20 protein-coding genes are annotated in these 23,763 nt (G+C 62.2%); 7 read left to right on the forward strand and 13 right to left on the reverse strand.

Annotated features, from left to right (window positions below; genetic code table 11):
- Window positions 1–19 precede the first annotated feature (19 nt).
- The 10 genes from P0D77_RS15540 to P0D77_RS15585 form a co-directional block, all read right to left on the reverse strand.
- Window positions 20–835, reverse strand: coding sequence for an ABC transporter permease (locus P0D77_RS15540; protein ID WP_277554032.1), 816 nt, complete (start codon window positions 833–835; stop codon window positions 20–22).
- A complete protein-coding gene (locus tag P0D77_RS15545; protein ID WP_277554033.1) occupies window positions 832–1,656 on the reverse strand; it encodes an ABC transporter permease in 825 nt (274 codons plus the stop codon). The genes P0D77_RS15540 and P0D77_RS15545 overlap by 4 nt, the downstream gene beginning before the upstream one ends.
- Window positions 1,656–2,570 carry an ABC transporter ATP-binding protein gene (locus tag P0D77_RS15550; protein WP_277554034.1) on the reverse strand — a complete coding sequence of 305 codons (915 nt, stop codon included), beginning with the start codon at window positions 2,568–2,570 and terminating at the stop codon, window positions 1,656–1,658. Before P0D77_RS15550 ends, P0D77_RS15545 begins: the two co-directional genes overlap by 1 nt.
- A 1,501-nt stretch (window positions 2,571–4,071) precedes the next feature.
- Window positions 4,072–5,490 carry a DUF6498-containing protein gene (locus tag P0D77_RS15555; RefSeq protein WP_277554035.1) on the reverse strand — a complete coding sequence of 473 codons (1,419 nt, stop codon included), beginning with the start codon at window positions 5,488–5,490 and terminating at the stop codon, window positions 4,072–4,074.
- Between the two features lie 715 nt (window positions 5,491–6,205).
- Complete coding sequence (locus P0D77_RS15560; protein ID WP_277554036.1) at window positions 6,206–6,607, reverse strand: glutaredoxin family protein; 402 nt, start codon at window positions 6,605–6,607, stop codon at window positions 6,206–6,208.
- Window positions 6,608–6,708: 101 nt separating this feature from the next.
- On the reverse strand, window positions 6,709–6,960 hold the full coding sequence (locus tag P0D77_RS15565) for a DUF7542 family protein (RefSeq protein WP_277554037.1): 252 nt from the start codon (window positions 6,958–6,960) through the stop codon (window positions 6,709–6,711).
- 98 nt (window positions 6,961–7,058) lie between these two features.
- Window positions 7,059–8,237 (reverse strand): inorganic phosphate transporter, encoded by a 1,179-nt coding sequence (locus P0D77_RS15570; protein WP_277554038.1) that lies wholly within the window; start codon window positions 8,235–8,237, stop codon window positions 7,059–7,061.
- Window positions 8,237–9,322 (reverse strand): DUF445 family protein, encoded by a 1,086-nt coding sequence (locus P0D77_RS15575; RefSeq protein WP_277554039.1) that lies wholly within the window; start codon window positions 9,320–9,322, stop codon window positions 8,237–8,239. Before P0D77_RS15575 ends, P0D77_RS15570 begins: the two co-directional genes overlap by 1 nt.
- A 380-nt stretch (window positions 9,323–9,702) precedes the next feature.
- A complete protein-coding gene (locus P0D77_RS15580) occupies window positions 9,703–11,019 on the reverse strand; it encodes a hypothetical protein (RefSeq protein ID WP_277554040.1) in 1,317 nt (438 codons plus the stop codon).
- A complete protein-coding gene (locus P0D77_RS15585; protein WP_277554041.1) occupies window positions 11,012–11,632 on the reverse strand; it encodes a hypothetical protein in 621 nt (206 codons plus the stop codon). The genes P0D77_RS15580 and P0D77_RS15585 overlap by 8 nt, the downstream gene beginning before the upstream one ends.
- 372 nt (window positions 11,633–12,004) lie before the next feature.
- Between P0D77_RS15585 and P0D77_RS17660 the strand changes: the two genes are divergently transcribed.
- The 3 genes from P0D77_RS17660 to P0D77_RS15595 all read left to right on the forward strand — a co-directional run bounded on the left by P0D77_RS17660 (window position 12,005) and on the right by P0D77_RS15595 (window position 13,760).
- On the forward strand, window positions 12,005–12,202 hold the full coding sequence (locus P0D77_RS17660; protein WP_349770077.1) for a DUF7501 family protein: 198 nt from the start codon (window positions 12,005–12,007) through the stop codon (window positions 12,200–12,202).
- Between the two features lie 48 nt (window positions 12,203–12,250).
- Complete coding sequence (locus tag P0D77_RS15590; protein WP_277554042.1) at window positions 12,251–13,216, forward strand: PIN domain-containing protein; 966 nt, start codon at window positions 12,251–12,253, stop codon at window positions 13,214–13,216.
- A 91-nt stretch (window positions 13,217–13,307) separates the two neighbouring features.
- A complete protein-coding gene (locus P0D77_RS15595; protein WP_277554043.1) occupies window positions 13,308–13,760 on the forward strand; it encodes an Hsp20/alpha crystallin family protein in 453 nt (150 codons plus the stop codon).
- 261 nt (window positions 13,761–14,021) lie between these two features.
- On the opposite strand, the gene P0D77_RS15600 is transcribed toward P0D77_RS15595, so the two are convergent.
- A complete protein-coding gene (locus tag P0D77_RS15600; RefSeq protein WP_277554044.1) occupies window positions 14,022–14,663 on the reverse strand; it encodes a dienelactone hydrolase family protein in 642 nt (213 codons plus the stop codon).
- A gap of 224 nt (window positions 14,664–14,887) precedes the next feature.
- Window positions 14,888–15,052 (reverse strand): hypothetical protein, encoded by a 165-nt coding sequence (locus P0D77_RS15605; protein ID WP_277554045.1) that lies wholly within the window; start codon window positions 15,050–15,052, stop codon window positions 14,888–14,890.
- Between the two features lie 335 nt (window positions 15,053–15,387).
- Between P0D77_RS15605 and P0D77_RS15610 the strand changes: the two genes are divergently transcribed.
- Both P0D77_RS15610 and P0D77_RS15615 read left to right on the forward strand, forming a co-directional pair.
- A complete protein-coding gene (locus tag P0D77_RS15610; protein WP_432764849.1) occupies window positions 15,388–16,758 on the forward strand; it encodes an RtcB family protein in 1,371 nt (456 codons plus the stop codon).
- Window positions 16,755–19,460, forward strand: a complete 2,706-nt coding sequence (locus tag P0D77_RS15615) for a PEP/pyruvate-binding domain-containing protein (protein WP_277554047.1) — start codon at window positions 16,755–16,757, stop codon at window positions 19,458–19,460. The genes P0D77_RS15610 and P0D77_RS15615 overlap by 4 nt, the downstream gene beginning before the upstream one ends.
- A 207-nt stretch (window positions 19,461–19,667) precedes the next feature.
- Here the strand turns inward: P0D77_RS15615 and P0D77_RS15620 are convergent, their stop codons facing one another.
- Complete coding sequence (locus tag P0D77_RS15620) at window positions 19,668–21,056, reverse strand: hypothetical protein (RefSeq protein ID WP_277554048.1); 1,389 nt, start codon at window positions 21,054–21,056, stop codon at window positions 19,668–19,670.
- Window positions 21,057–21,583: 527 nt separating this feature from the next.
- On the opposite strand from P0D77_RS15620, the gene P0D77_RS15625 reads away from it, so the two are divergent.
- Together P0D77_RS15625 and P0D77_RS15630 are read left to right on the forward strand one after the other, a co-directional pair.
- The gene (locus P0D77_RS15625) at window positions 21,584–22,636 is read left to right on the forward strand and encodes a VIT1/CCC1 transporter family protein (protein WP_277554049.1); all 1,053 of its coding nucleotides are present in this window, start codon (window positions 21,584–21,586) and stop codon (window positions 22,634–22,636) included.
- A 166-nt stretch (window positions 22,637–22,802) separates the two neighbouring features.
- Window positions 22,803–23,582 carry an SDR family oxidoreductase gene (locus P0D77_RS15630; RefSeq protein ID WP_277555819.1) on the forward strand — a complete coding sequence of 260 codons (780 nt, stop codon included), beginning with the start codon at window positions 22,803–22,805 and terminating at the stop codon, window positions 23,580–23,582.
- The last annotated feature ends 181 nt before the right edge of the window (window positions 23,583–23,763 follow it).

Raw genomic sequence — 23,763 nt, forward strand, 5'->3', positions numbered from 1 at the left:
TCGACTGGAGCGAACGTCCTCACAGGTCGCTCCGCTGGAACGCTCCATAGCCAATCGCTACGGGAACGACGGCCCACGCGACGAGTGCGAGCGCGGCGACGGCGGGCGAGACGTACCACGCGGTCACCTCGGCGGCGACCGGCGGGACCACCCCAGCGTCGAGCGTCTCCCCGAGGAGGTACGCAGACGCCGTCCGCGGGCCGACGAACGTGGCTGCCGTCGACCACGCCACCGGCTCTGGCCCGGGAGAACGGAATCGGAACAGCACCGCCTCGACGACGGCGACGATGACATTCCACGAGAGGACGAGTCCGAGGTACGACCCGAACGCGGCGGCGATTACCCGACGGGAGGTGGACAGTGCCATCGACAGCGCCGCAGCCAACCACACGAAGACGATGCCGTAGCCGACTGTGACCGCGACGAACCCGAGGTAGCGTCCGGCGTCGAACGCCGGATACGTCGCGGCCATCCCGAGTCCGGTGAGGCCCGTCGCGACGCCGACGACGCCTGCAAACAGCGCCGTCCGGCCTGCCAAGTTGCCGGCGACGAGCGCCGCTCGCGAGTGTGGCATCGACAGCGTGAGGACGGCGGTTCCCGTCTCTCGTTCGGTCACGACCGCGTCGTAGCCGACGACGATGCCTGCCAGTGGGACGAGCAGGCTCACGCCGGGAGCGAGCAAGTCGAGATAGCCCTCGAAACTCGGCTCGCCCACGTACACGATGAGTGCCGCAAGCCCGCCGAACCCGAGGAGGAAACCACACACCAGCGCGAGCGTGCCTCGCTCCCGTGCCGTCCCGCGGAGGTTGCCCCTGGCGATAACGCGCCAACTCACAGGTCACTCCCCCGGAACCGAAGGTAGCCCGCGAGCGTCGGCCCGACAACCCACGCGTGCAACAGGCCGACCGCGACCCAGCCGTCGAGATACCACGGCGACTCCACGCCGGAGACTCCAGACGCACCACTCGCCGCCGTCGCGACGTACGTGTCGAGCACGCGCCGATACAGCATCCCTGGCTCCGCACCGTGGAGGAATCGCGCCCAATCGGGGAGCGTCTCCTCAGCGAGGTCAAGGTACGCGAGCGCCTGCAAGAGGAGGCCATCGAGTTGCGGCCACGCGACGGCGAATAGGAAGAACACGCCGAACGTGAGCACGGTCGCTCGGCGTAACGAGGCGGTGAGCGTCGACAGCGCCAGTCCGATAGCGAGGTACGCCCCTCCAAACAGCAGCGTCGCGCCGAGATACGTCACGAGCGTCGCCGGGTCGACCGTCCCGAACGGGTACGCGACGAGCGCCGCGCCCAAGAGCACGCCTACGATGGTCGTCCCGGCGAAGATGACGCCGCGACCGGCCGCTTTCCCGAGGACGACGTCACCCCGCGAGTGCGGAAACGAGAGGACGAGCGTGAGTCGGCCGCTGGTTCGCTCGCCGACGACGGCCCGATAGCTGAGGAGGAGGCCGAACAGCGGGACCACGAACAAGAGGAGTTCTCGGATGGAGGCGTCGTAGTCTGTCATCGTCGGCTCTGGAACGCTCGTCGGGAGGGCGTAGCCGACGAACACGAACCCGAGGGCGACGAGCGCCGTCCCGGCTTTGACCGTGCGGTCGCCCCACAGCGCACGCAGTTCCTTGCGGGCGACCGGCAGCCAGCGCATCATCCGCTTCGCTCCGTGTACTGGACGAACAGGTCCTCCAGCGACGCCTCCGCGGTCGCGATGTCGAGCACGTCGGCCCCACGCTCGTTCAGCGTCAACAGCACGTCCATCTTCGTCCCCTTCAGGCAGGTGACGCCGAGACGGCCCTCGTCGTCGATCCACGCATCCTCGACGCCGTCGACCGCACTGACCGCCTCGCAGTGGCCGTTCACCTCCCCAGCGAGGGTGACGTGGAGGCGCGTCTCGCTGCCTGCTGTCTCGCGCAAGCCGTCGATGGTGTCGACGGCGACGAGGCTTCCGTGGTGCATAATGCCCACGCGGTCAGCGACCGCCTCGATCTGTTCGAGGATGTGACTCGAGAAAAAGACGGTCGCGCCACGCTCGTTCTCCTCGAGAATCGTCTCCCGCATCGCTCGCGCCCCGGCGGGGTCGAGCCCGGAGGTGGGTTCGTCGAGAACGAGCAAGTCCGGTTCACCGACGAGCGCCATCGCGAACACGAGTCGCTGGGCCATCCCTTTCGAGTAGTCGGTCGCCTCGCGGTCGGCGGCGTCGGTGATGCCGACGCGATCCAGTAGTGCGAGTGGGTCGCCGTCGACGCCCTTCGACTCCATCGCGAACTCGACGTGCTGACGGCCGGTCAGTCCAGTGTAGACGCCGTACCCCTCCGGGAGGACACCCATCCGCTCGCGAGCAGCGACACCCGCAGTCCGGCAGTCGTGGCCGAACACCGACAGCGACCCCGTCGTTGGGCGGATGAAATCTAGGAGCATATTGATCATCGTCGACTTCCCGGCCCCGTTGTGGCCGAGGAAGCCGAACACCTCACCCTGTTCGACGGTCAGGTCGACCCGGTCGACGGCCGTGAACGAGCCGTAGCGCTTCGTCACGTCGGTGATATCGATTGCGTTCGTCACGTCATCACCGAAGGGTCGTCGCGTCGCTCCATCCGGCGGGGCCGGCGTCAGTGGACGCTATCGCGTTCACAACAGTTGTCATATCGCCGTGTAGGTGACGACACCTGATAAACCACCTGAACAGACGTTCAGTAGAATCGAGCGGTGTTGACTCATCAGTCGCAGCTAGTATTGAGACCCGCTGAATGGAGGACCGCTCGCACCACTACAGAAACTCGTATCTCTTGACCTCAGCGTACATTCGAAACCACTACTCCCAGTAGGATTCGACTGACTCGCCAGCAAGTCGCGCACGTACGAACAGATACGAGAAGTAAGCTACCCACGACTGAAGTCGTGGGCTTTCCCCCGCAAGGGGTTTCGGCCCACGCTTCGTCCACCGCCGAGGGCGGGTTGCACGACGGCAGGTCGGTCACACGGAGGGGTTTCCTGCGTGGTGTTCCGACCCGTGGTCTGCGTCCGAAGCCGTCTCACACCGCGTTACTTATCGGTGGACTCCCCTCGTTTCATCGACGCTTGATACGACGAGAGCGACGAGGCGTCATCCGTCCCCGATGTCAGGGCGTGCTTACGAACGCCCCTCCACGGTCAACACGTTTGGCCGACCAGGAGTGTGCCCGACGCTACGGGACGCGAGATCATAACTCGAACGGTGGCGAAACCGGCGTGTCGTCGCCCGAGGAACGTGTCGAGCCTGTCGGCTTCCTCCCACGACTACAGTCGTGGGCTTTCGCCTCGAACTTCTGTGAGTGAGGACGTAGCCGAGACAGAGGAGCCAGCCCTGCGGTTTCGACACTAATCCCCAAGTTCGGTCAATACTACCCGGGACTCCAGTAGCAGACAATGTCTCAAAGCCAGTGATCGATTCGACGGCTGGTCCGACGACAGTGAAGAACGCGACGAGATAGATGACGAGCACAGCGACGAGTTCAACTGGGTGAGTGGAGCTCATCGGCTGTCGGATACTGAGTGGTAGAACGAGAGACAATTAAAGGCACTTTCGACTGGTGGCCTAGTCGAGTAGACACTTTTGCCTCGTGAAGTCCGTTAGTGTTGACATTGAGTCGGTAGTATTCAGCGGCCCACTGGGTTTCGTTTCATCGGTGAGCGGGAGAATTAACTGCTCAGGAGGTGCCGCAACTGTGTCAGGATCGGGTCGAGAGTCGCCAGTTAGTGCCGTGCGTCCGAAACGCGGCGACGACGAACACGAGAGCAAGTGCGAAGAGCAACAGGCGGAGACTGTTGCTGAGTATCGAATCCGCGACGTACCCGCTCTCGGCTAGCAGTTCGACAATTCCACCGGCGGCAACACTCGTGGCCCCAAGTCCCCAATAGTTGGGGTGGCCCGTCTCGACGTATTCTCTCAGTGTCCCAGCCAGACAGACGAGGCCGCACACAGCAGTAACACAGATCCAGACGAGGGCAGAATCCACCATCGATTTTGAGCAACTGTCTATTCACGGGTAGTTAACAGTTCGGTATAGCGACATCTCGCAGTCGCTCACGGGTGTGCGAGTTTCCAGAATCCCATCGGGACGACGCCGAGAAGTGGCAGCGACACTATCAAAAGCACCCACGAAATGGACGGACCGACTGGCGTGGTAGCCACCACGCCGCCGCCAATGGTGATGAGAGCGACCGATCCGACCGCAGCACCGACGAACCGTCGGTCGAGTGGCGAGAGATCGGTCGACCGAAGCGGGAGGTCGAACGCCTCGACAAATGTCTGTGGGTTGCTAACTGGACCGAGCGTCAGTTCGGTTTCGTCGTCGCCCCAGCCCATCGTCACGGTGATCGTTCGCGTCCCGAAGTACCGGTCTGCGGGTCGCGTTTCGACGACCGCAGCGTCACGGAGTTCGCGTATTGGTGTGACCCACTGTGGCTCGTCGGTTAATCGGTCTTGAGCGACAATCTGGTCGCCCACTCGTGAATACGTCATCCACCCGTCCGTAAGCACGACCTCCACGACATCACCGACGAGTAGAAGGCTCAGGAGGAGGAGTCCAGCGAGACCGCTCGCGATCCAAAGCGTCAGTGAGGGCGCTCCCGCCCCGAGAAACGTGGGAACGCCGAGCCAGACGAACGTGGCTAACACGACGTAGAACGGCCCGGTCTTGGAAACCACACGCCAGACTGCGGCCGCCACGACCGAACGCTGATCGACGTCAACGGTGGCCGATGGTCGTCCCACGGGAACGTCGACGTGGTCGGCTGTGGTGTCGCTATCGGGGCCAGACAGCCACCCTGTAAGTCGTCCACCGCCGCCGCGTTCTGCACGGATGCCAGACCACTCGAAGAGCACCTTCACCACCACGAACGCGACGAGAACGGGCGTCGCTCCCCCAATCGTGACGACGAACAGGAAGAGCGCGAGCAAAAACCCCTGCCGGGCGGGAATCTCGACGACAGCGAACGGAGAGACCTCTACATACCGGCCGTTACGGAAGTAGGTAACAGCCGTCTCGGCGACCTGACCGACGGCGAGGATGGCGACGCTGAGTAGTACCTCCGGGCGGCCCAAGATATCGAGGACGGCGACGACTTCCGAGAGTGGAGCGAGGACGAAGAACCCGATCCACAGGCCACCGCTGACGACCGCGACGGCGAACGGGACGTTCCGCGGATAGATGGGCGGCAACCGATCGTGAAGGCGGACACTCCCCCGTTTCTCGACGAGGTCGCTCTCGGAGACGTCGAAGATGCCGTTTTCACGGTCGGTGGCGGGTGGCCTGCCAGCGAACAGCGCCTTCACTCCTGCGAGTGGTAACACCACCAGCAGTTCGAGCGCATAGATGGCGACGAGCGTCTCGGGATCCCAGCCGAGCCACACCACCCCCGCGAGCGGGATGGCGTTGGCAACGAGAACAGCGAGAATCCCCAGCGGAGTCTGTGGAGTGTCGCCGTGCCGGACGGAGGGCATTGGTCGTACTCATTCTCAACGAGAGATATATCCGATGAAAACGTATCGTAACTGGACTGCGTACAGCCAGCGTCTCGCCGGCTACGCTTGTGTGGTTACCACGCTTCTGTCGAGCTCTGAGGGCTGCAATAGGCGGATCTGTCGAACCCCCCACCCGGTGATAGAGGATGTGCTGGCTGTAGAGGTCGTGTACCCCGATCGAACACCGCTCGCCTCACGTCACCAGTGAAGCAGACCGTCCTGATACCTCTATCAACGGAAGTGCGTGGCCGCCTCGGCTATGTGTGATCGAGGTCGTGATAGATCGGCTATGGAACGATTGTATCTGTACAGCAGTTCGATAGCGGTAATTGGACTTTCCATTGGGTTCCCCGCAGCGTTGTCAGTAATTTCTGGCGACCGTAGTGTCCCGATACTGCTTATGACAATCGGTGGGGGCGGGATGGTTGCTACTGCTGGCTACGAAGTAGTACGCTCCAACCCTGCTGAATTTGAGATTCCCGCTGGTATCCTGTTTGCCTTGGTCGGTGCCGCCTGCCTGAGCCTTCTCGGAGCCGTTCTTTCTGCAGCGTGACTGAGCCCGGCATCTCGGTGAACTACCCCGCTTCCAGACAGACCGACACGTCGCTGGCGACGGATTTTGGCCTGTAGGCCATCGCAGAGGTGGAGAGACAGGACTGCGGGAAGGCGAAGACCGCGTTGCCCGTTGTCTCGCTCAGAACGGCGCGTCCGGCCCTTCAGCAGACTCTGCGTCGCCGTTGGCTACCGGACCGTCAGCGTTGAGGGTCTCCGCGAGGTCACCGCGTTCTTCCAGTTCCGCGAGAATGTCGCTGCCGCCGACGAACTCCCCGTCAACGAACGTCTGCGGGATGGTCTCCCACCCGCTCTCGGCCTCCAGCGCCTCGCGGAAGGCCTCGAGGTTCTTGAGCGTGTCAACGGTTGCCACGTCCGAGCGGTACTGGCTGATCAGGCCGAATGCCCGCTTGGAGTAGCCGCACTGGGGCATCCGCGCGTCACCCTTCATAAACAGCACCACCTCGTGGTCGGCGATGGTGTCGGCGACGCGGTCGTGTGCCTCCTCGGCGTCGATTCCTTGGTCCATCGGGTCGAACGTCATACCCGTCCGTATCGCTCGGAGGCGGTTATGTCTGTTTGCGGCGGCGACAATGCCGGCGCGCTAGAACCGTCGTGAACGCTTTCGCCGAGACGGGACGCGCGTCACTCGGTCGCGTCGTTGGTGTCGCCGTGGCGGAGCAACGGCGAGTCGGCGTTTTCACACCCCTCGACGCCACAGACACCCGCGTCGTCGCCCGCACGCTCGACACCCGCGGAGAGATGTCCGATCTGCCAGTCGACGTCGTGGCTTGTCGCTCGTTCGTGGTCGGCGAGCGCCGTTCGGGCCGCCCGAAGCGACTCGAACACAGACTCGTACGCACAGTCCGTGCATCGAACGAGTACGTCGGCGTCCATCGGGTGGAATGAGGCAGTGACCGAACCTAAAGGGAACGCTCCGCGTCGGCAGTCGCAAGCGAACGGTCGTCGAGTCGCCGAGCGACAATCACCCGAGTTCAGAATCCGAACACGGGGACGTATCGGAAGGTGAGGTACGCACCGACCGTCGCGATGGCGGGGACGACGTTCTGCATCAGCACGACCCGTGCGGTCGTCGCAGGGTCGAACAGTTCCCCACCCTGCGGGATGCGGTCGGCGTCTTCCTCGCCGATCGGGGGGACGGGTTCTCCGGCCTCGTCGGCGGCCAGTGCGTCGACCGTGACGGGTGGCGTCTTGTCGTCGCGGACGGCGTCGGGAAGCGTCACCGTCCGCGTCGCTCGGCCCCAACCGAGGCCGATGATCGACACGGTGGCGATGATGACGAAACTCGCGGGGATGCCGAGTACCGAGAGGAACACGACGAGCGTCGAACTGATCGAGGCGACGACGATGGCGGCCGTCAGCGGCAGTTCCGTGATGTCGCTCCCCATCGTATCCAGCGTCCGCCGGGCGATAGTGAACGCACCGATGGCGACGGCCACACCGCCGAGGATGATCGCGGGGTTCATCGCGAGTTCGCCGCTGCCCACCAGCGGTGCGACCGCGTTGGCGATGTTCGAGGTGCCCGAACTGAACGCCATCAGACAGCCGATAGCGATGACCGTCACCGTCCCGCCCAGTTCCTTCCGGTTCGTCGTCTCGTGGAGTCGGGGCACCGGAATCGCGCCGGAGCGGTCGACCACGAGTAATGGTCCTGAACTCCGGTCGATCGCGACCAGTCGATTGAGTCGCGCGTAGAAGTAGCGCCCAATGATGAGCGCCACCCAGAAGCCAATGATCGGCGAGACCCCCCACCAGATGACGATCTCACCCATCACAGCGAAGTCGAGCACACCCCCAGCGAGCGCCAACCCCGCGATGGCACCCACGGCCGTCATCGACGTCGAGGCGGGCACGCCGAAGACGTTGCCCACGAACAGCGCGATTCCGATGAAGAACAGCACCGCGATGGACGATTCGAGCGTGAAGATCCCCGGGTTGGTGACGAGTTCGGAGCCGAGTTTCGTGACGACGTTGCGACCGATCGTCCACGCGCCGAGGAAGAAGAACACCCCCATCAGCGCCGCCGCCGCGGTCTTCGAGATGGCGTCGGACCCCACGGCTGGCCCGAACGCCGGCCCGGTCGTCGACCCGCCGATGTTGTACGCCACGAACATCGAGATCAACACCCCGACGACGAGCAGCAGTTCGACCACTATTGCGCCTCCGCCGAGTCGGTCTCGGTGTCGTCGTCCGCGTCCGTGTCGTCGTCATCTGCGTCGTCGCTCGCGTCACCGTCTGCATCCTCGTCCGCCGACTCCTCCGCCCCGAGTCGTTCTTCGACGGTCTTCTCCACCGTCTCGTCGACCTTCTCTTCGACCGTCTCCTCGACCGTTTTCTCCACCGTCTCGCCGACTGTCTCCTCAACGGTCTTCTCGACGGTTTCTCCGACCGTTTCTTCGACTGTCTCCCCGACGGTCTCGTCGATCTTCTCTTCGACGGTTTTCTCGACCGTCTCGTCGACGGTTTCCCCTACTGTTTCCTCGACCGTCTTCTCCACTGTCTCACCGACGGTCTCCTCGACGGTTTCGCCAACAGTCTCTTCGACCGTTTTCTCGACTGTCTCGCCAACCTTCTCTTCGACCGTCTCCTCGACCGTTTTCTCGACTGTCTCGCCAACCTTCTCTTCGACTGTCTCGTCGACCGTCTTCTCCACTGTCTCGCCGACCGTCTCCTCGACAGTTTCGCCAACGGTCTCTTCGACGGTCTTCTCCACCGTCTCGCCAACCTTCTCTTCGACCGTCTCGTCTACCGTCTTGTCCACTGTCTCGTCCACTGTCTCCGAGACCGTCTTGTCTACCGTCTCCGCGACCGTCTTCTCCACTGTCTCACCGACCGTCTTGTCTACCGTCTCCGCGACCGTTTTCTCGACTGTCTCGCCGACTGTCTTGTCTACCGTCTCCGCGACGGTGTCTTCGACCGTTTTGTCCACAGTTTCTGCGACTGTCTTTTCAACAGTCTCACCGACCGTCTTATCGACCGTCTCGTCCACCGTCTCCTTGACCGTCTCGTCCACCGTCTCTTTGACTGTCTCGTCGACTGTCTCCTTGACCGCCGTCGTCATCCAGTCGGGATCGAACCGGGCCATCTTCCACGCGACGTGAATCACGTACGAGACGAGGACACCGAACCCGAACGCGACGCCGACGGCGGTTTCGACGGTCAGAATTAGTCCGACAGAGACAGCGATCAACAGTCCGTACGTCAGGTCGACGATTGAGTCGACACGGCTCGGGTTCATCGCTCACCGAGGACACCACGATATCTACACGTCGAGGGACACCCACCACAGCGTGCGGCTACGAGAAAACGCATTACCATTGTTAGTGGTCATCCACGCAAGTACCTTGGCATAGAGAAACCCTGTGTGGGACGACTTCTGACGGCTTGCTCCGATTCGAGAGCCGGTTCGAGACGTCTCGGGTTCGGCCCCATCGAGACGGGAGCGAAAATCCCAACACTGCGTGTATCTGATTCTGTGGGTTCTGGGAGTCCATATCGAACTCCAACCCGCAAGCACCGAAGCGCGTAGCGCCGAGGGAGTAGGGTTGGGTAGTTACTACATCGAATCAGTCACTCGAAACCCCCTGAATCGGGAGATCACGCCGCGGGTGTCAGGAGTCACACCCTCGCGTCAGTTATCGCCGCTGCAACCGCGGCGCTCGCTCGGTTGACGTTCCGCGCGCTCGCTTCGACTGCCACATACTCAGCGAGTTCCCAATCCAGTCTGGACAGCGACACCTGTCTGTCAGCATCATAGCGGGCAAGGTCATCGTCGTAGTACTCGATTGCCCCGACGAGTTCATAGAGTCGAAGTCGGTCGAGCGTCCGATGGTCGCCCTCAGAGAACGCCGTCTTTATCGCCTCAAGCGCACGACGCCGGATCGTGCGCACGGCGTCTGCCGACGTGGGATCGACTGCCTCACCGGCGTCGACCCGCGCCTGAAGCGTCTCGATGGCTCCAAAGAGCGCGAGTTCTTCGTGTGCTTCGACGATAGCCAACGGGAACGCCTCCTCCGCGCGACGCTCTTCGAGTCGGGTAGACCGACGCGCGTCTTGTCGAATGTCGCGCAAGGCACGCGCCGCAGGGGTCTCCGCGTCCGAACGGTCCGATATCGAGCTTTCACCATCGAGCCCGAGTGCCTGGCGGCGGGTGTGAACCCGTTCGGTGAGCGTAGCTGCTGCGGACTTGAGCGTCGCGCGGTGGTTGCGGACGGCGTCACCCCGGCGAAGCCGGTCGAACAGGTGCTCCGCGTCCCGGAGCGCCCCCTGGGCGCTGTTGAGGGACTCGTCGGTCTCCGCGACAGTCAGCGCGGCAGTCGCATCATCGGGGTCCACTGAGAGCACGCGGTTCAGGTTCCCGAGACAGCTGCGAATCAGACTCGCGATCGCATCGTGGACCACGACCGCGTCGGTTGGGTCGGTGCCGATGTACGCCCACTTCCGTCTGAACACACCGAGGTCCTCCCGGAGCGACTCAGCGTCGGCCTGAACGTCCGGGACCGACCGATCACCGTCGATCGCGGCCCACCCGCCGACGACGTAGCCAACCGACGATCGAGCTCGTCGGAGCCGACCCGCACGTTCCCACGGTGTATGCGCCTCAGTCGTTCGCGCGAGTGCAGCTGTCGCTTGTTCGCGTGCCCGAGTCAATCGGGCGCGTATCGCACCGTTCGGGATCGTATCAGCGTCGAACGACGCTGGTACCCTGTCAAGATCCTCCCGGATTGCCGCCTCGGTCTCCGCAAGGTGGTTGGCCCCCATCGTAACTGGGAGCGACTCAGGAATTGATGGCGGTGGGTCCGAGACGATCGACGCGAGTTCCGCACCGGTGATCGTTGGGTCATTCTCGAACGTAGGCACCGAACACCCTGCGAGTGACCCGACGGTGGCGGTCCCCATCGCCGCGAGGAGACGCCGCCGTGTGTGTTCACACATCGCCATCCTCCGCGGTGTTAGCCGTGGCGTTCGTCGCGGGGACCGCGTCGGCCGTGATCGGGTTCTCACGGTTCGGCGGGCCGCGTTCGGAACACGACCTGCTGCTACTTCCAGAGCCGTAATTCGTGATCCGGTCGGGGTCGAGCACCTCAGGGATACGGATCAGCCACGCAGTAGACTCGCGGGCGTCCGCCTCACAGGCGACGTCCGCGTCTCGGAGGATGCGGCCGAACTCTGTGTCGATGCTCGTCTCCGTCCACGACACGCCACACAACTGGAGCGTATAACAGGCGCGGACGGGGTACCGCTCGACGTAGATCGTCTCGGCGTCGAATGCCGTCTCCGCGAGAAATGCCCGCGCGTCCGCGGCGCCATCGAGGTCAGCGAACTCGATCTGGTCTGCCGTCTCTCTACTCGCGATGAACGTCGGTCGGCGCCGTCGCGTGCTGTCGCCGTCGCTGGCCACCGTCGAGTCCCACAGCAGTAGGTCATCGCTCGCGGCACGAAGCCGGCGGTGCGGCAAGACGGAGTCGGGGTCGAACCGTTGACGGCGACCGCCACCGGTCGACGTCCCACGCCCGCCGCCGCTGTTGCTTCCGTTGCAACCGGCCAACGCCGCGAGTGTGCCTGCGGCTGCTATGAGGGTCCGTCGTCTGGTCAGGGTGGAGGGCACCATTCATCTCCCGTCTCACACGAGCGGGTGATGTGTCTTGTTCTTCGACACCTCACTCAGTGTGGGCTGCGACGCCCAGTGCCTGCGCTACGTCGTGATGTCCCTCTCAGATTCGTCGATCACTCGGTCGTGATCGTATGACCCCTCACGCGTGGCGAACCAGCCGTCACACAGCCACACTCAGCCGGCAGAACGAACGGTACTGTCGCTCTCCGCGGGAGTCATCGCCCGAAGGGAGCTCACAGGCGGTCGTATCCGCCGAGCGTGAGAACGAGAGATGGATATACCACTCCAACCGGCGTCGTGTTCAGTATGCCCGACCACGCGCATCCGTCGCGGGACGCACCCGGGTGGGACGATCCAGACTTCTGTCCATTCTGTGGAACGAGGCTGGCGGATCCGGGGAGTGGATTCATCGATCACCTCGGTGTCGCCCCCGAGTGTCGCGACCGATTCGACGCCTGGCGTGAGCACGTGACTGGCGATATCGGGGGCGAGTGGGGTGGATGAACGAAACAAGTCGCCACGCAGCGGTGAGCCGACAGAGGGGTGATCGTCGTGGGTGTCGCACCGCTGCGTGAGATTGCCGTCGCGTCGACGATCGACCCAGCAGACCTTCGCGGAGAGACGGGCGCAGTGGACGCATACAACTGGCTCTACCGATACCTGACAGTCACCGTCCGCTACACCGATCCCGAAGTATACACTACGGCCGAAGGAACCCAGGTTCCGAACCTCGTCGGCGTCATCAGAGGTCTGCCGAAGTTCTTCGAGTATCAGTTCTTCCCCATATTCGTCTTCGACGGCACGCCGGCGCCGCTCAAAAACCGGGCGCTCGCTCGACGTCGGCGGGAGCGACAGCGGGCGGCCGAGCGAGCCGCCGACGCCCGCGAGCATAACGAAGATCGAGTGGCCGCCCGCTACGCGTCACGGTCAGTGCGGATTACTGAGACCATTCGGCGGACGACCCGGGAGCTGTACGATATGTTAGATGTACCGTTCCTCGACGCACCGGGCGAGGCAGAAGCACAGGCGGCGCATATGGCCCGAGCTGAGAATGTGGACTACGCTGTGACCGACGACTACGACGCGCTGTTGTACGGGACACCCCTGACCGTCCGTCAATTCACGAGCGCTGGTGCACCAGAATGTATGGCGTTCGAGGCGACACTCGAGCGCCACGATATCTCTTGGGAGCAACTCGTGGACGTGGCAATCCTCTGTGGAACAGACTACAACGACGGCGTCCCAGGAGTCGGTGCCGCGCGTGCGCTCGCACTGATCCGGCGGTATGGTGACCTTGACGGGGCACTCGCAGCGGTTGATGCAAGCGTTGCGCACGCTGACCGCATCCGGGCACAGTTTCTGGAGCCGAGCGTCACCGACGACTACAAGGTGTCTCCATCGTGGCACCCCGACCTCCCGGCCGCCCGGTCTTTTATTCTCGACGAATGGGAGATCCCTGCATCAGTGGTCGCACCGGCATTCGAGCGGCTCGAAGCGGCACGGGATGCATGGGCGTGAGTAGCGGTTGAGGGGGTGAAGTCTCACGTCGTGCCAATGGCTGCCATAGTATTTCAACGCCGTCCGCGTACACATCTGCGGGTGTGAACCTATGAGTTCGTCCAGAAACCCGTTCGAGGAATTGGAGGATCTCCTCGAACGCGTAAGTCGACAGTTCGAGGAATCACCGTATATGTGGGAACCGGAGAGTCGGCTCGGCCGGTGGACCTCGCAGTTCGAGGCGATGCCGGTCGACCTCGCCGACCACGAGGATGAGTTCGTCGTGACAGTCGACCTGCCGGGGTTCGAACGCGACAACGTCGACGTCCGCGTGACGGACCACACGCTCCAGATCGACGCGGACCACGAGGAGGCCGTCGACGAGGAGGCGGAACACTATCTCAGACACGAACGGCGCCACGAGTCGATGCACCGGTCGATCCGACTACCAGACGAGGTGGACAAAGACAGCGTCAACGCTCAGATGAAAAACGGTGTGTTGACGATCACGCTGCCCAAGATCGACGTCGAGGAGGCGCGGTCGATCGACATCCACGTCGAATAACCGGTTTCGTCGTCGGGCAGCGTCGTGTCACCGTTTGTGCGGGTGGGAGTCGAAGTTTCCTTCGACGACGACGCCCCCGTGTTCCAACAGCGCCGGGGCGTGCTCCCAGCAACTGTACCAGAGCCGGTGCCCCCGAGCGACGACGACCTCAGAGCGCTCTCTACAATCGTAACACGGCTGTGTTCGAGCGGCGTGGATAACGCGCATACGTTGTGATGGGTATTGGTGTCGTTCGACGGTTCGGTACTCACCAGAATCTGCTCACGAGAGATGGCGGTCGAACCACTCGGCGGCAATGTTGGCGACCGCCTCCAACTCGCCGTCCCCCTCGAAGAGATGCCCCGCACCGTCGATCACCTGGAGGTCTTTTGTACAGGAGAGGTGATCGAACGCGCTCCGATTGAGTTCCAAAACTGTCGTGTCGGCGCCGCCAACGACGAACAGCGTTGAAGCGGTGACGTCCGGCAGCTGCTCAGCGGCGAGGTCGACACGCCCGCCGCGCGAGACCACTGCTTTGACATCCGTCCCACGTACGGCGGCCGCCCGAAGAGCAGCCGCCGCACCCGTACTCGACCCGAAGTAACCAAGGCTCATATCACGCGTCCCCTCGTGCTCACGAAGCCAGTCAGTCGCTGTCGAGAGCCGCTCGGTGAGCAGATCGATGTCGAAGCGCGTCTCGTACTCGCGATCCTCGGTCTCGGTGAGGAGGTCAAACAAGAGCGTTCCCAGGCCGTGATCGTGGAGTACCTCGGCTACGAATCTGTTTCGCGGGCTATGCCTGCTGCTCCCGCTCCCGTGTGCGAACACGATGAGTCCAGACGCCCCCTCAGGAACGATGAGGTCGCCCTCAAGTCGGACCCCGTTGACGGGGATTATCACCGACTCGCTGAGCTTCTCGTCCATACCCGAATTGATCCTCTGAGAAATAGTCAACGATCGTACAATATATCGGTAGGTAGTGATCACGAAGCACCCAGCCCACCGCGTCGAGGCGGCCGCGCTCAATCGAAGCGGCGATTCGAGTCGATGGTCGCAGTTCGTTCACTCGCTCTCGACGCGCTTTGGCCGTCGTCGCTTCCCGGGGATGACAAACACCACACCATCGGTGTATGACGCGGACACGCAGATCACGTGTCGTCGGCCAGTTCTCGTTCGGCTTCTTCTTCCTCGTGTTCCTTGCGCCGCTGTTCGGCCGCCTCCTCAGCTTCGATCTCTTCCTCGACGGCCCGTCGGCGTTGTGCAGACTCCTCATCGTCGGCCTGTTCATCACGACCGCGCTTCGTGTCCGCCATAAACTGTGCCACACGCGTGGGTAATACGGGTTCCGACCAGTTTGCTCCGAGTGTGAGCGATGACCAGCCGGGGCGAACGATACGGTCGTGTTGGGACGAGCATCTGCCTTTACATCTCAGTGACACGAACGCCACACTATGGACGCGATCTGCAACTGCCAGTGGCTGCGGTGCGACCCGTTCGCCGCCACCCCCCGTCGCCATATGGAGTCGTGTCGACGCGCTCGCGAGGGGGCCGGGTCGGAACAATCCTGGCATCCCTCAAGACTGTGAGCCAGCCAATACCACTGGCAGAGGTCGCTGAGAACATCTACGAAATCCCGCGGACCGGCGATATGCGCGTCCCGGTGCGGGTGTACGGGTCGGAGGCGCTTATCTCAGAGATGCGTCTTGCGGACGACCTCACGCTCGCCCAAGGACGAAACGTAGCGACACTCCCCGGAATCCGGAAATTCGCGGTTATTCTTCCGGATGGGCACCAGGGATACGGATTCCCGATCGGTGGAGTGGCGGCCGTCGACCCGGACGCCGGTGTGATCAGCCCTGGCGGTATTGGCTTCGATATCAACTGCGGCGTGCGACTCCTCCGGACGCCGCTGCGGTATGCCGACATACAGGGGAACGAGCAGGAGCTTGTCGACCGCCTGTACGAGACGATCCCGTGTGGGCTCGGCAAGGGTGGCTACCTCAATACCGACCGAGACGACTTACTGGGCATTCTCGCGGGCGGACTAGAGTGGATGCGCAACCACGGCTACGCGACGCAGGATGACATCGACCACTGTGAGGAGAACGGCCGACTTGAGGGTAATCCGAACGCGGTCCCGGCGGAGGCGCTGGCCCGTGGCCACAACCAGGTTGGGTCGCTCGGGTCCGGTAACCACTTTCTGGAGGTCCAGCGGGTTGCCGACGTGTACGACGCCGAGACGGCCGCGGCGTTCGGGATCGAAGCCGATCGGATCGTCGTGATGATCCACTCGGGGTCGCGCGGCCTCGGTCACCAGACGTGTACCGAGTACATCCGTCGGTTCGAGCGGGCGTTCCCGGCGATTGCTGACTCGTTACCCGACCGGCAGCTGATCTACGCGCCGCTCAGTGAGGAGGTCGCCGCCCGGTATAAGGGCGCAATGTACGCAGCGGCGAACTTCGCGTGGGCGAACCGTCAGGCGATGACCGAGGGAGTTCGGGAAGTGTTCGCGGACCTCTTCGGGGTGATGGACGTAGAACTCGTTTACGACGTTTGCCACAACATTGCCAAGGAGGAACGCCACCGCATCAACGGCGGCGAGAAGACGGTGTTAGTCCACCGTAAGGGTGCCACGAGGGCGTTTCCGGCGGGCCGACCAGAGGTCCCGGCCGCATACCGCGATGTAGGCCAGCCGGTGTTCATCCCCGGGAGTATGGGCACGTCGTCGTACGTGCTGTGCGGAGGCGAGCGATCGCTCGACAGGACGTTCGGATCGACCGCCCACGGCGCGGGCCGGATGATGTCGCGCACACAAGCAAAGCGAGAGTACACGGCGAACGAACTCCAGCGAACGCTCCGTGAGCAGGGAATCTACGTCCGCGCTCGCTCGGGCGGCACGCTCACCGAGGAGGCGCCGGGTGCCTACAAAGACATTGACGAGGTCATCCGCGTGAGCGACGCGCTCAACATTGGGACGAAAGTCGCGCGGATGCGACCGGTCGCCAACATCAAGGGATGACACAGAACCGAACGCGGTCACAGGAGTACGTCCGTCCACTCAACGCGCTCGGTGCCGACGACCTCGCAGTCGCCGGCGGTAAGGGTGCGAACCTGGGCGTGCTCGCCGCGGCGGGACTACCAGTCCAGCCTGGGTTCGTAGTGACAACCGCTGCATCCCGGACGTTCACCGACGACGCGGCGATACGGGAGGCGATCGAGCGACTCGACTCGCACGACGCCAACGACACCGATGCGCTGGCCGAGACGGCCGCCGAGATCCGAGCACTCGTCAAGGCACGGCCGGCCGACGACGCCGTCGACCGCGCGATCGACGAGGCGCTCGACGGTGCTGCCGATGCGACATACGCCGTCCGCTCGTCGGCGACTGCGGAAGACCTCCCGACAGCATCGTTCGCTGGGCAACACGACACGTACCTCGCAGTCGCCGCTGACGACATCGTCGACAGCGTCCGCGACTGCGTCGCTAGCCTGTACACCGACCGGGCGGTCGCCTATCGCGCCCGCAGTGGAATCGCCCACAGCGACGTGGAGATGGCAGTGGTCGTCCAGGAGATGGTTGATGCCGACGCGGCGGGTGTGTTGTTCACCGCCGATCCGGAAACCGGCAAGCGCACCGTCGCGACCGTCGACGCGACGTACGGCCTCGGCGACACCGTCGTTGCCGGCGAGGTGCGTGCCGACCACGCGCGGGTCGCCCGCGACACCGGTGAGATCCTCGCGTACGACGTCGGCGAGAAGGCGACCGAGTTGCGCCTCTCCCAAGACGGAACCGCCGCGGTGGAACCGTCGACTGACAGACGCGAGTCACGCGTCCTCACTGACGACCAACTCCGGACGCTCGTCGACCTCGGCGGCCGGGTCGAGGCGCTGTTCGACGTGCCCCAGGACATCGAATGGGCACTTGTGGATGACGAGTTCGTACTCTTGCAGTCCCGACCGATCACGTCGCTTGTCTCGCTCCCGGTCCCGCGCCCGGATGACGACCGGTTGCACGTCTACCTCAGCCTCGGCCACGGCCAAGCGATGACCGACGCGATGCCACCGTTAGCGCTTGATGTGTGGGAGGCGGTATACGGTGAGGTGCTGAACGGCTTTACCGGAGTCGACCGGCACTGGATCACCAGGAGCGAGGGCCGGGCGTATATGGACATCACGCCGTTCCTCGGGCTCCGGCGCACGCGTGCAGGCGTCGTCGAGACAATCGAGGCGGTGAACAAGTCGGCCGCCGAGGGGACTGAACGACTCCTCGTGGAGCGACGCGACGAGTTCAGCATCGGACTGTCGCTCGCGACCCTCCCAAATCTCCTCCGGACGACAACCCGCGTCCTCCCGCTCATCACACGGCTACTCTGGGAGGGCGTCGCTCCATTCATCCGCGGGTCGGGGGGTATCGACGAGTTCGTCGCCGAACTCGATGAGTGGGCGAGCGCGCAGTCGCTCGCACTCTTGGATACGGACGAGCCGGCCGCCTTGGTCGACAACGTCTTCACTGGCTTCTCGCCGGAGTTCGTCGCAGAAGTGTCGCCGAAGTCGATGCGTGTCGTCATCGGCCCACTGGCGGGCAGTGTCCTCGAACGGCTGGTCCCCGGCGCAGACACCACGACTGTCGAGGCAGCCGCGAGAGGCAACGAGGCGGAGGTCGGGACGCGGATGACGCTAGCGCTCGGTGACATCGCGGACGTCGCACGAGAGACCCCAACGGTCGAACAGGCAATCCTCGATGGACAGTCGTACGAGGAGATTCGCGCCACCGACGGCAGCGAGCCGTTCGTCGAAGCGTTCGAGGCGTTCATTGACGAGTTCGGCCATCGAGCTGTTGGCGAGTTCGACATCAGCCGTCCGCGGTGGCGTGACGACCCGTCGGGACCGCTTGGCATCGTTCGAGGGAACCTCCGCGGCGAAGAGCCGGGCGCACACAGAACCCGACTTCGTGCGCGCAAACGCGAGGCACAAGCAGCGATCGACGAACTGGATGCGAGTGCTGGACGAGGGTTACTCGGCCCTATCCGGCGACCGCTCGTGCGCCACCTCCTCCGGACGTATCGGAGCCACATCCACCTCCGAGACGAGCCGAAGCACGCCATCGCCTATGTGTTCGCAGCGTGGCACACAGCGCTGCAGCAGGCGGGCGAACACCTCGTCGATGAGGGTGTGCTCGACGACCCGGACGACGTCTGGTTCCTCCGAGAAGACGAGCTCCGGTCGCTCGTCGCCGACGCCGACGCCGCGGTCCCCGACATCGCTGCACGAAAACGTGAACACGAACGACACAGTCGGATCGACGCTCCGCCACTCATCACGAGTGAGGGAGAGATTCCACAAGCGGACCGCCCGGATGTAGACGAGCACACACTGGTCGGCACGGGCGTCTCCGGGGGCATCGTCGAAGGCGTCGCCCGAATCGTTGACGACCCAGCGACGACGACCCTCCGCTCGGGAGAGATTCTCGTGTGTCCGTCATCAGACCCCGCGTGGACGCCGCTGTTCGCGACCGCAGCTGGGCTTGTCACCGAGGTCGGTGGGAGTCTGACCCACGGCGCACTCGTCGCCCGCGAGTATGGCCTCCCGGCGGTTGCCTCAGTGACTGACGCGACGACGGCGATCCGTGACGGCCAGCGGATCCGCGTCGATGGCGATGCCGGGACCGTCGAGTTGCTCGACGACGAGTCGCAAGTTGAAGACGTGACGCCTGGCGATTAACCCGCCCAGCGCTGTTGAAATCCTCGGTTGCTGATAGTGAGACGTTCCGTATATCGAGAGTGCGTTAAGCAACTCACCGTCTTTTTCACCGATGTGAGTATGGATTAGCCGAAAGGAGCGTGCTGCAAGTCGGTCACGACGATTCATCTCGAATCCACTCCTGCAGTCTGAGAGTAGCATATCTGATTAGATTCTGTCCGGGTTGGATTATATGATGTCTCCTAGTTGGCTCCGCAGAGATTCGAGACGACCCTCAGTTTGTCCGGTAGATTGACCGAGTGGGTTGTTTGCGCGGATTATTGTGTCGCCAGAGGTGAGTATGTCTATAACTTCCTCAGTGCCAATATCTCCTCGCTCATAGTCACACAGAATCTGATAGAGATCAACTGTAGTGAGCAGTTTGCTGTCCTGTTTCTCTAGTCGATCTTTGAAATTTGACGTCGTCAACTGTCGATTGGCGGGGTCTCTGTTCTTGAAGTGATTGAAAATGAGGAGGCCGGTACGATTCGTTCCGTATCCTTCGCTCGCTGCGTTGTCCTGATGATCTTCCAGCTGTCGTATCTTTCTATGGTCGACGCCGTCGTTCTGACCTGTGATTTCCAAAATGAATGTTTGGTCCTCCAGCTTGATGGCACCATCCCGGCCACCCGAGATCTCACCATCTACGTCCAGACCCAATCTGCGGAAAACCTCGGGTACTAGCTCTTCCAATTCATCGCTTCCCTCAAATAGAATTGATCTGTACTGACGGGCATCCTGTACGTCCGCTTCGAGAGAGGAGAGGTCTGCCTCCAACTGCTCAATTCGATCTTGGAAGTTACTCTTGTTAGGAAGGATGTAGTCGTCAACCCAGTCCGGTCGGTGCTCTACATCAATATCAAATTCGTGTTCTAACATCCCACGAATGAATTCTCCGGGCTCACGAGACGGGTGGGGAGGCAACAGGTATATTCGCCCATCCGATTCTTCGATCTCTCCGTCACTATATCTCTTAGAACGAAAATTCACTTTGGCCGCAAGAAGATCTCTCACGTTGTTCATCGCCAGTCCTTCAATAGCAGGCCCAGGGAAGTACGCAGAAGATGACGGCAGTGATTTTGATTTGGGAACTGGGCCAGATTTTGGCGGACGGGGGTCGTGATATCCAGATCCAGTGTTCCTGATTGCTGCACCCAGTTGGAGAACAGTCTCCCATTGGAAATCATCGTCAAAGTACCACTCCCACGCTGTTTCCGCTGTGACGAGATCTCCACTCTTCTCTTCGTCAAGTCCAACATTGATTGGGAGCCACGCAAACGGATCGAATTCAAACCACTCCTCATCACCATCGTGGTCTTCGCCTTCCAGATGGAACTCAGACTTGGTAGGCAACCGAATCACGATGTCATTGCCACCGTTGAGATAATCGATGACCTCTCCCTTGCTTGGGAGTTTAATTGGATCCTTGCTCAGTGACTCAAATTTCGGATAGGCAACTTCGTGATTCCGGTGTTGTAAGTGCTTCAAATCGTAGAATGCAAGGTTAGTGTCGATCAGGTTTTCTTCCTCATCCCAACCAGTATGAACATCAGCAAGAGCGGTTTCCGGTCCCTTCACCAGCACACGAGTCATTTACAAGTGAATTTCAGTGACGATACTTCAATTGAGGTCATTTTTGTCTGCTGACCTGTGTAATAAACAACGGCTAGTTGCTGTATACACACTCTGTATCTACCGAACGATCCAACCAGTGAGAGCGACGGAGCGACAGCCGACTCGTGTGCTGTAGTCCGCGAGCTCTGAACGGATTGCCACAATTGCAGGATTTTAACAGCTCTACCCAGCTCAAACGGCCGGCCCCGTACACCTCGACGTTCAATCACCCCAGATTGTTCGCGGCGGTCACGTTCTTGGACAGTAGCAACTCTTGTACTCCTCGATTCTCCGCCCCCGACGATCCACAGTCAGGTTCGTTCTCGTTACGCGTCGTTGTCTGGCGATTCGCGTCCAGCGGCGCTGGAGCCTGCAGCGGCCACTAAGGTGTCACCCTTCGATACAGATCACAAATGGCTATCTCAGAGGATATCGAACGTTACCGTCGGAATCGGCAAGACGAGATCGATAGTGCGACCGTCTACACTGCGATGGCTGACGCCGAATCACAGCCACAGGTTGCAGAGGTGTATCGACGGCTGGCCGAGACAGAACGAACGCACGCAGACTTCTGGGCAGGGAAGATTCGAACGGCCAACGTTGACCCGGGAGACACGACCCCCTCACGGAGAGCGCGGGTGCTGGCGTGGCTCGCTCGTCGATTCGGACCGGGGGTGGTACTCTCCTCGATGCAAGCTGGTGAGGCTGTTGGAGGAAGTGACTACTCGACTCAACCGGAGGTCGCGGGAACTGGGATGGCCGCCGACGAACGCTCACACAATCGACTCTTGACAGTGATCGCGGAAACGCCTGGGCAGGGGGCACGGGGAGAAGTCCTCGCCCAACTCGAAGGCCGTCACCGGGCGACCAGCGGCAACGCACTCCGTGCGGCAGTGCTTGGCGCGAACGATGGGCTCGTCTCCAATCTCAGTCTCGTGATGGGCGTCGCCGGCGCGGCACTCGACTCGACGGCGATTCTGATCACTGGGCTCGCCGGCCTCCTCGCCGGGTCGGGATCGATGGCGATGGGTGAGTGGCTCTCTGTCCAGAGCTCTCGGGAACTGTATCAACGCCAGATCGGTATCGAGGCCGAAGAACTCGCCGAGGCTCCCGAAGAGGAGGCAGAAGAACTGGCGCTTATTTACGAGGCGAAAGGTCTCTCGAAAGAACGCGCCAGAGAGGTCGCCGAGCAGTTGATCGCTGACGAGGAGATGGCACTAGACACACTCGCCCGTGAGGAGCTGGGCATCAACCCCGAGGAACTGGGTGGCTCGGCGTGGGAGGCGGCCGCGACGTCGTTCGTGCTGTTCGCACTCGGCGCCATCGTCCCCGTCCTCCCGTACTTCGTGTTGAGTGGACTGGTCGCCGTCGGTGTCAGTCTCGTGTTGAGTGCAGTCGCGCTGTTCGTCATCGGTGCTGGCATCACGCTGCTCACGGGCCGGTCCGTGCTCTTCTCTGGACTTCGCCAGGTCGGGATTGGACTCGCTGCTGCGATCCTCACCTACGGTGTCGGGAGCCTGATCGGTGTGACGCTTGTCGGATGAGGACCGAGGAACGAAGTTTGAACCCGTTCACCTGGCGTTCGTGGTGGGTTGCGGACGGCTCGTCACCAGAGGTCACTACAGTGGTGGAATGCCAGTCACAACAGATGACAGGCGGCCTTCGAATTTAACTCAGTTCTCTGCGTATATTGTCATTGGTGTATTAAAATTGACACTCTTGGAGAACAAGACCGCAGTCATCACCGGTGGGAGTTCAGGTATCGGCCGGGGTATCGCACGCGGATTCGCAGAACACGGTGCCAGAGCTGTCGTCGTCGCTGATGTCCAAGAAGATCCGAAGGAGGGTGGCCGCCCGACCCACGAACTTCTCGAAGCGGAGACTGACACGTCGTCGGTGTTCGTCGAGTGCGACGTGACGAGCCGATCGGATCTGACAGCGGCAGTTGACGCTGCACAAGCGGCTGGCGGCATCGACATTATGGTGAATAATGCGGGAGTCTGGCATTCAGAGGACTTCTTCGAGGTGACCGAAGACGAGTACCAGAAACTGATGGACATCAACCTCAAGGGCGCGTATTTCGGGTCACAGATCGCCGCTGAACGCCTCGTTGAGCACGGCGACGGGGGGTCGATCATCAACATCTCCAGTATCGCTGGCCTCTTCGGGAATGAGAACTGGCCGACGTATTCCGCGTCGAAGGGTGGACTGACGACGTTCACATACTCACTTGCGCACAAACTCGGGGACTACGGAATTCGAGTCAATGCGATCCACCCTGGAGGGATTCAGACGATGATTGGCGGCGAAGCATCTGACCCCGAAGCTGCCGCCGAACAGGCCCGGCAGTTTACACAGATGGTTCCGCTCGGCAGATACGGCCAGCCAGAAGACATCGCTGGGGCTGCGACGTTCCTCGCAAGTGACCTGGCGAGTTACGTGACCGGCGAATCACTCGTCGTCGACGGCGGGTGGACAAGTTGGCGTTGACATCGCCCCACGAGTAGATGTGCGAATCTTCGAACGGTGGGAGGTCAGGATCTCTGTGCTACCGGGCTGCAGCCGTGGGGCTGCAGAAGTCGAGACGCGTACTCAGATAGTACCATACAGAGACATATCAAGAATCTAATCGTGGGGTAGCAGACGTTTGTCGGTAAGTCGTGATATGTCA

Source organism: Halobaculum limi (assembly GCF_029490015.1).
GTDB lineage: Archaea > Halobacteriota > Halobacteria > Halobacteriales > Haloferacaceae > Halobaculum > Halobaculum limi.

What these genes read in the sequence shown, in the direction of transcription:
- P0D77_RS15560 (WP_277554036.1), bottom strand. Translation starts at nt 6,607, where the DNA reads ATGACGTTCGACCCGATGGACCAAGGAATCGACGCCGAGGAGGCACAC.
- P0D77_RS15580 (WP_277554040.1), bottom strand. Translation starts at nt 11,019, where the DNA reads ATGTGTGAACACACACGGCGGCGTCTCCTCGCGGCGATGGGGACCGCC.
- P0D77_RS15615 (WP_277554047.1), top strand. Translation starts at nt 16,755, where the DNA reads ATGACACAGAACCGAACGCGGTCACAGGAGTACGTCCGTCCACTCAAC.
- P0D77_RS15565 (WP_277554037.1), bottom strand. Translation starts at nt 6,960, where the DNA reads ATGGACGCCGACGTACTCGTTCGATGCACGGACTGTGCGTACGAGTCT.
- P0D77_RS15625 (WP_277554049.1), top strand. Translation starts at nt 21,584, where the DNA reads ATGGCTGACGCCGAATCACAGCCACAGGTTGCAGAGGTGTATCGACGG.
- P0D77_RS15555 (WP_277554035.1), bottom strand. Translation starts at nt 5,490, where the DNA reads ATGCCCTCCGTCCGGCACGGCGACACTCCACAGACTCCGCTGGGGATT.
- P0D77_RS15545 (WP_277554033.1), bottom strand. Translation starts at nt 1,656, where the DNA reads ATGCGCTGGCTGCCGGTCGCCCGCAAGGAACTGCGTGCGCTGTGGGGC.
- P0D77_RS17660 (WP_349770077.1), top strand. Translation starts at nt 12,005, where the DNA reads ATGCCCGACCACGCGCATCCGTCGCGGGACGCACCCGGGTGGGACGAT.
- P0D77_RS15595 (WP_277554043.1), top strand. Translation starts at nt 13,308, where the DNA reads ATGAGTTCGTCCAGAAACCCGTTCGAGGAATTGGAGGATCTCCTCGAA.
- P0D77_RS15610 (WP_432764849.1), top strand. Translation starts at nt 15,388, where the DNA reads ATGCGCGTCCCGGTGCGGGTGTACGGGTCGGAGGCGCTTATCTCAGAG.
- P0D77_RS15605 (WP_277554045.1), bottom strand. Translation starts at nt 15,052, where the DNA reads ATGGCGGACACGAAGCGCGGTCGTGATGAACAGGCCGACGATGAGGAG.
- P0D77_RS15600 (WP_277554044.1), bottom strand. Translation starts at nt 14,663, where the DNA reads ATGGACGAGAAGCTCAGCGAGTCGGTGATAATCCCCGTCAACGGGGTC.
- P0D77_RS15575 (WP_277554039.1), bottom strand. Translation starts at nt 9,322, where the DNA reads ATGAACCCGAGCCGTGTCGACTCAATCGTCGACCTGACGTACGGACTG.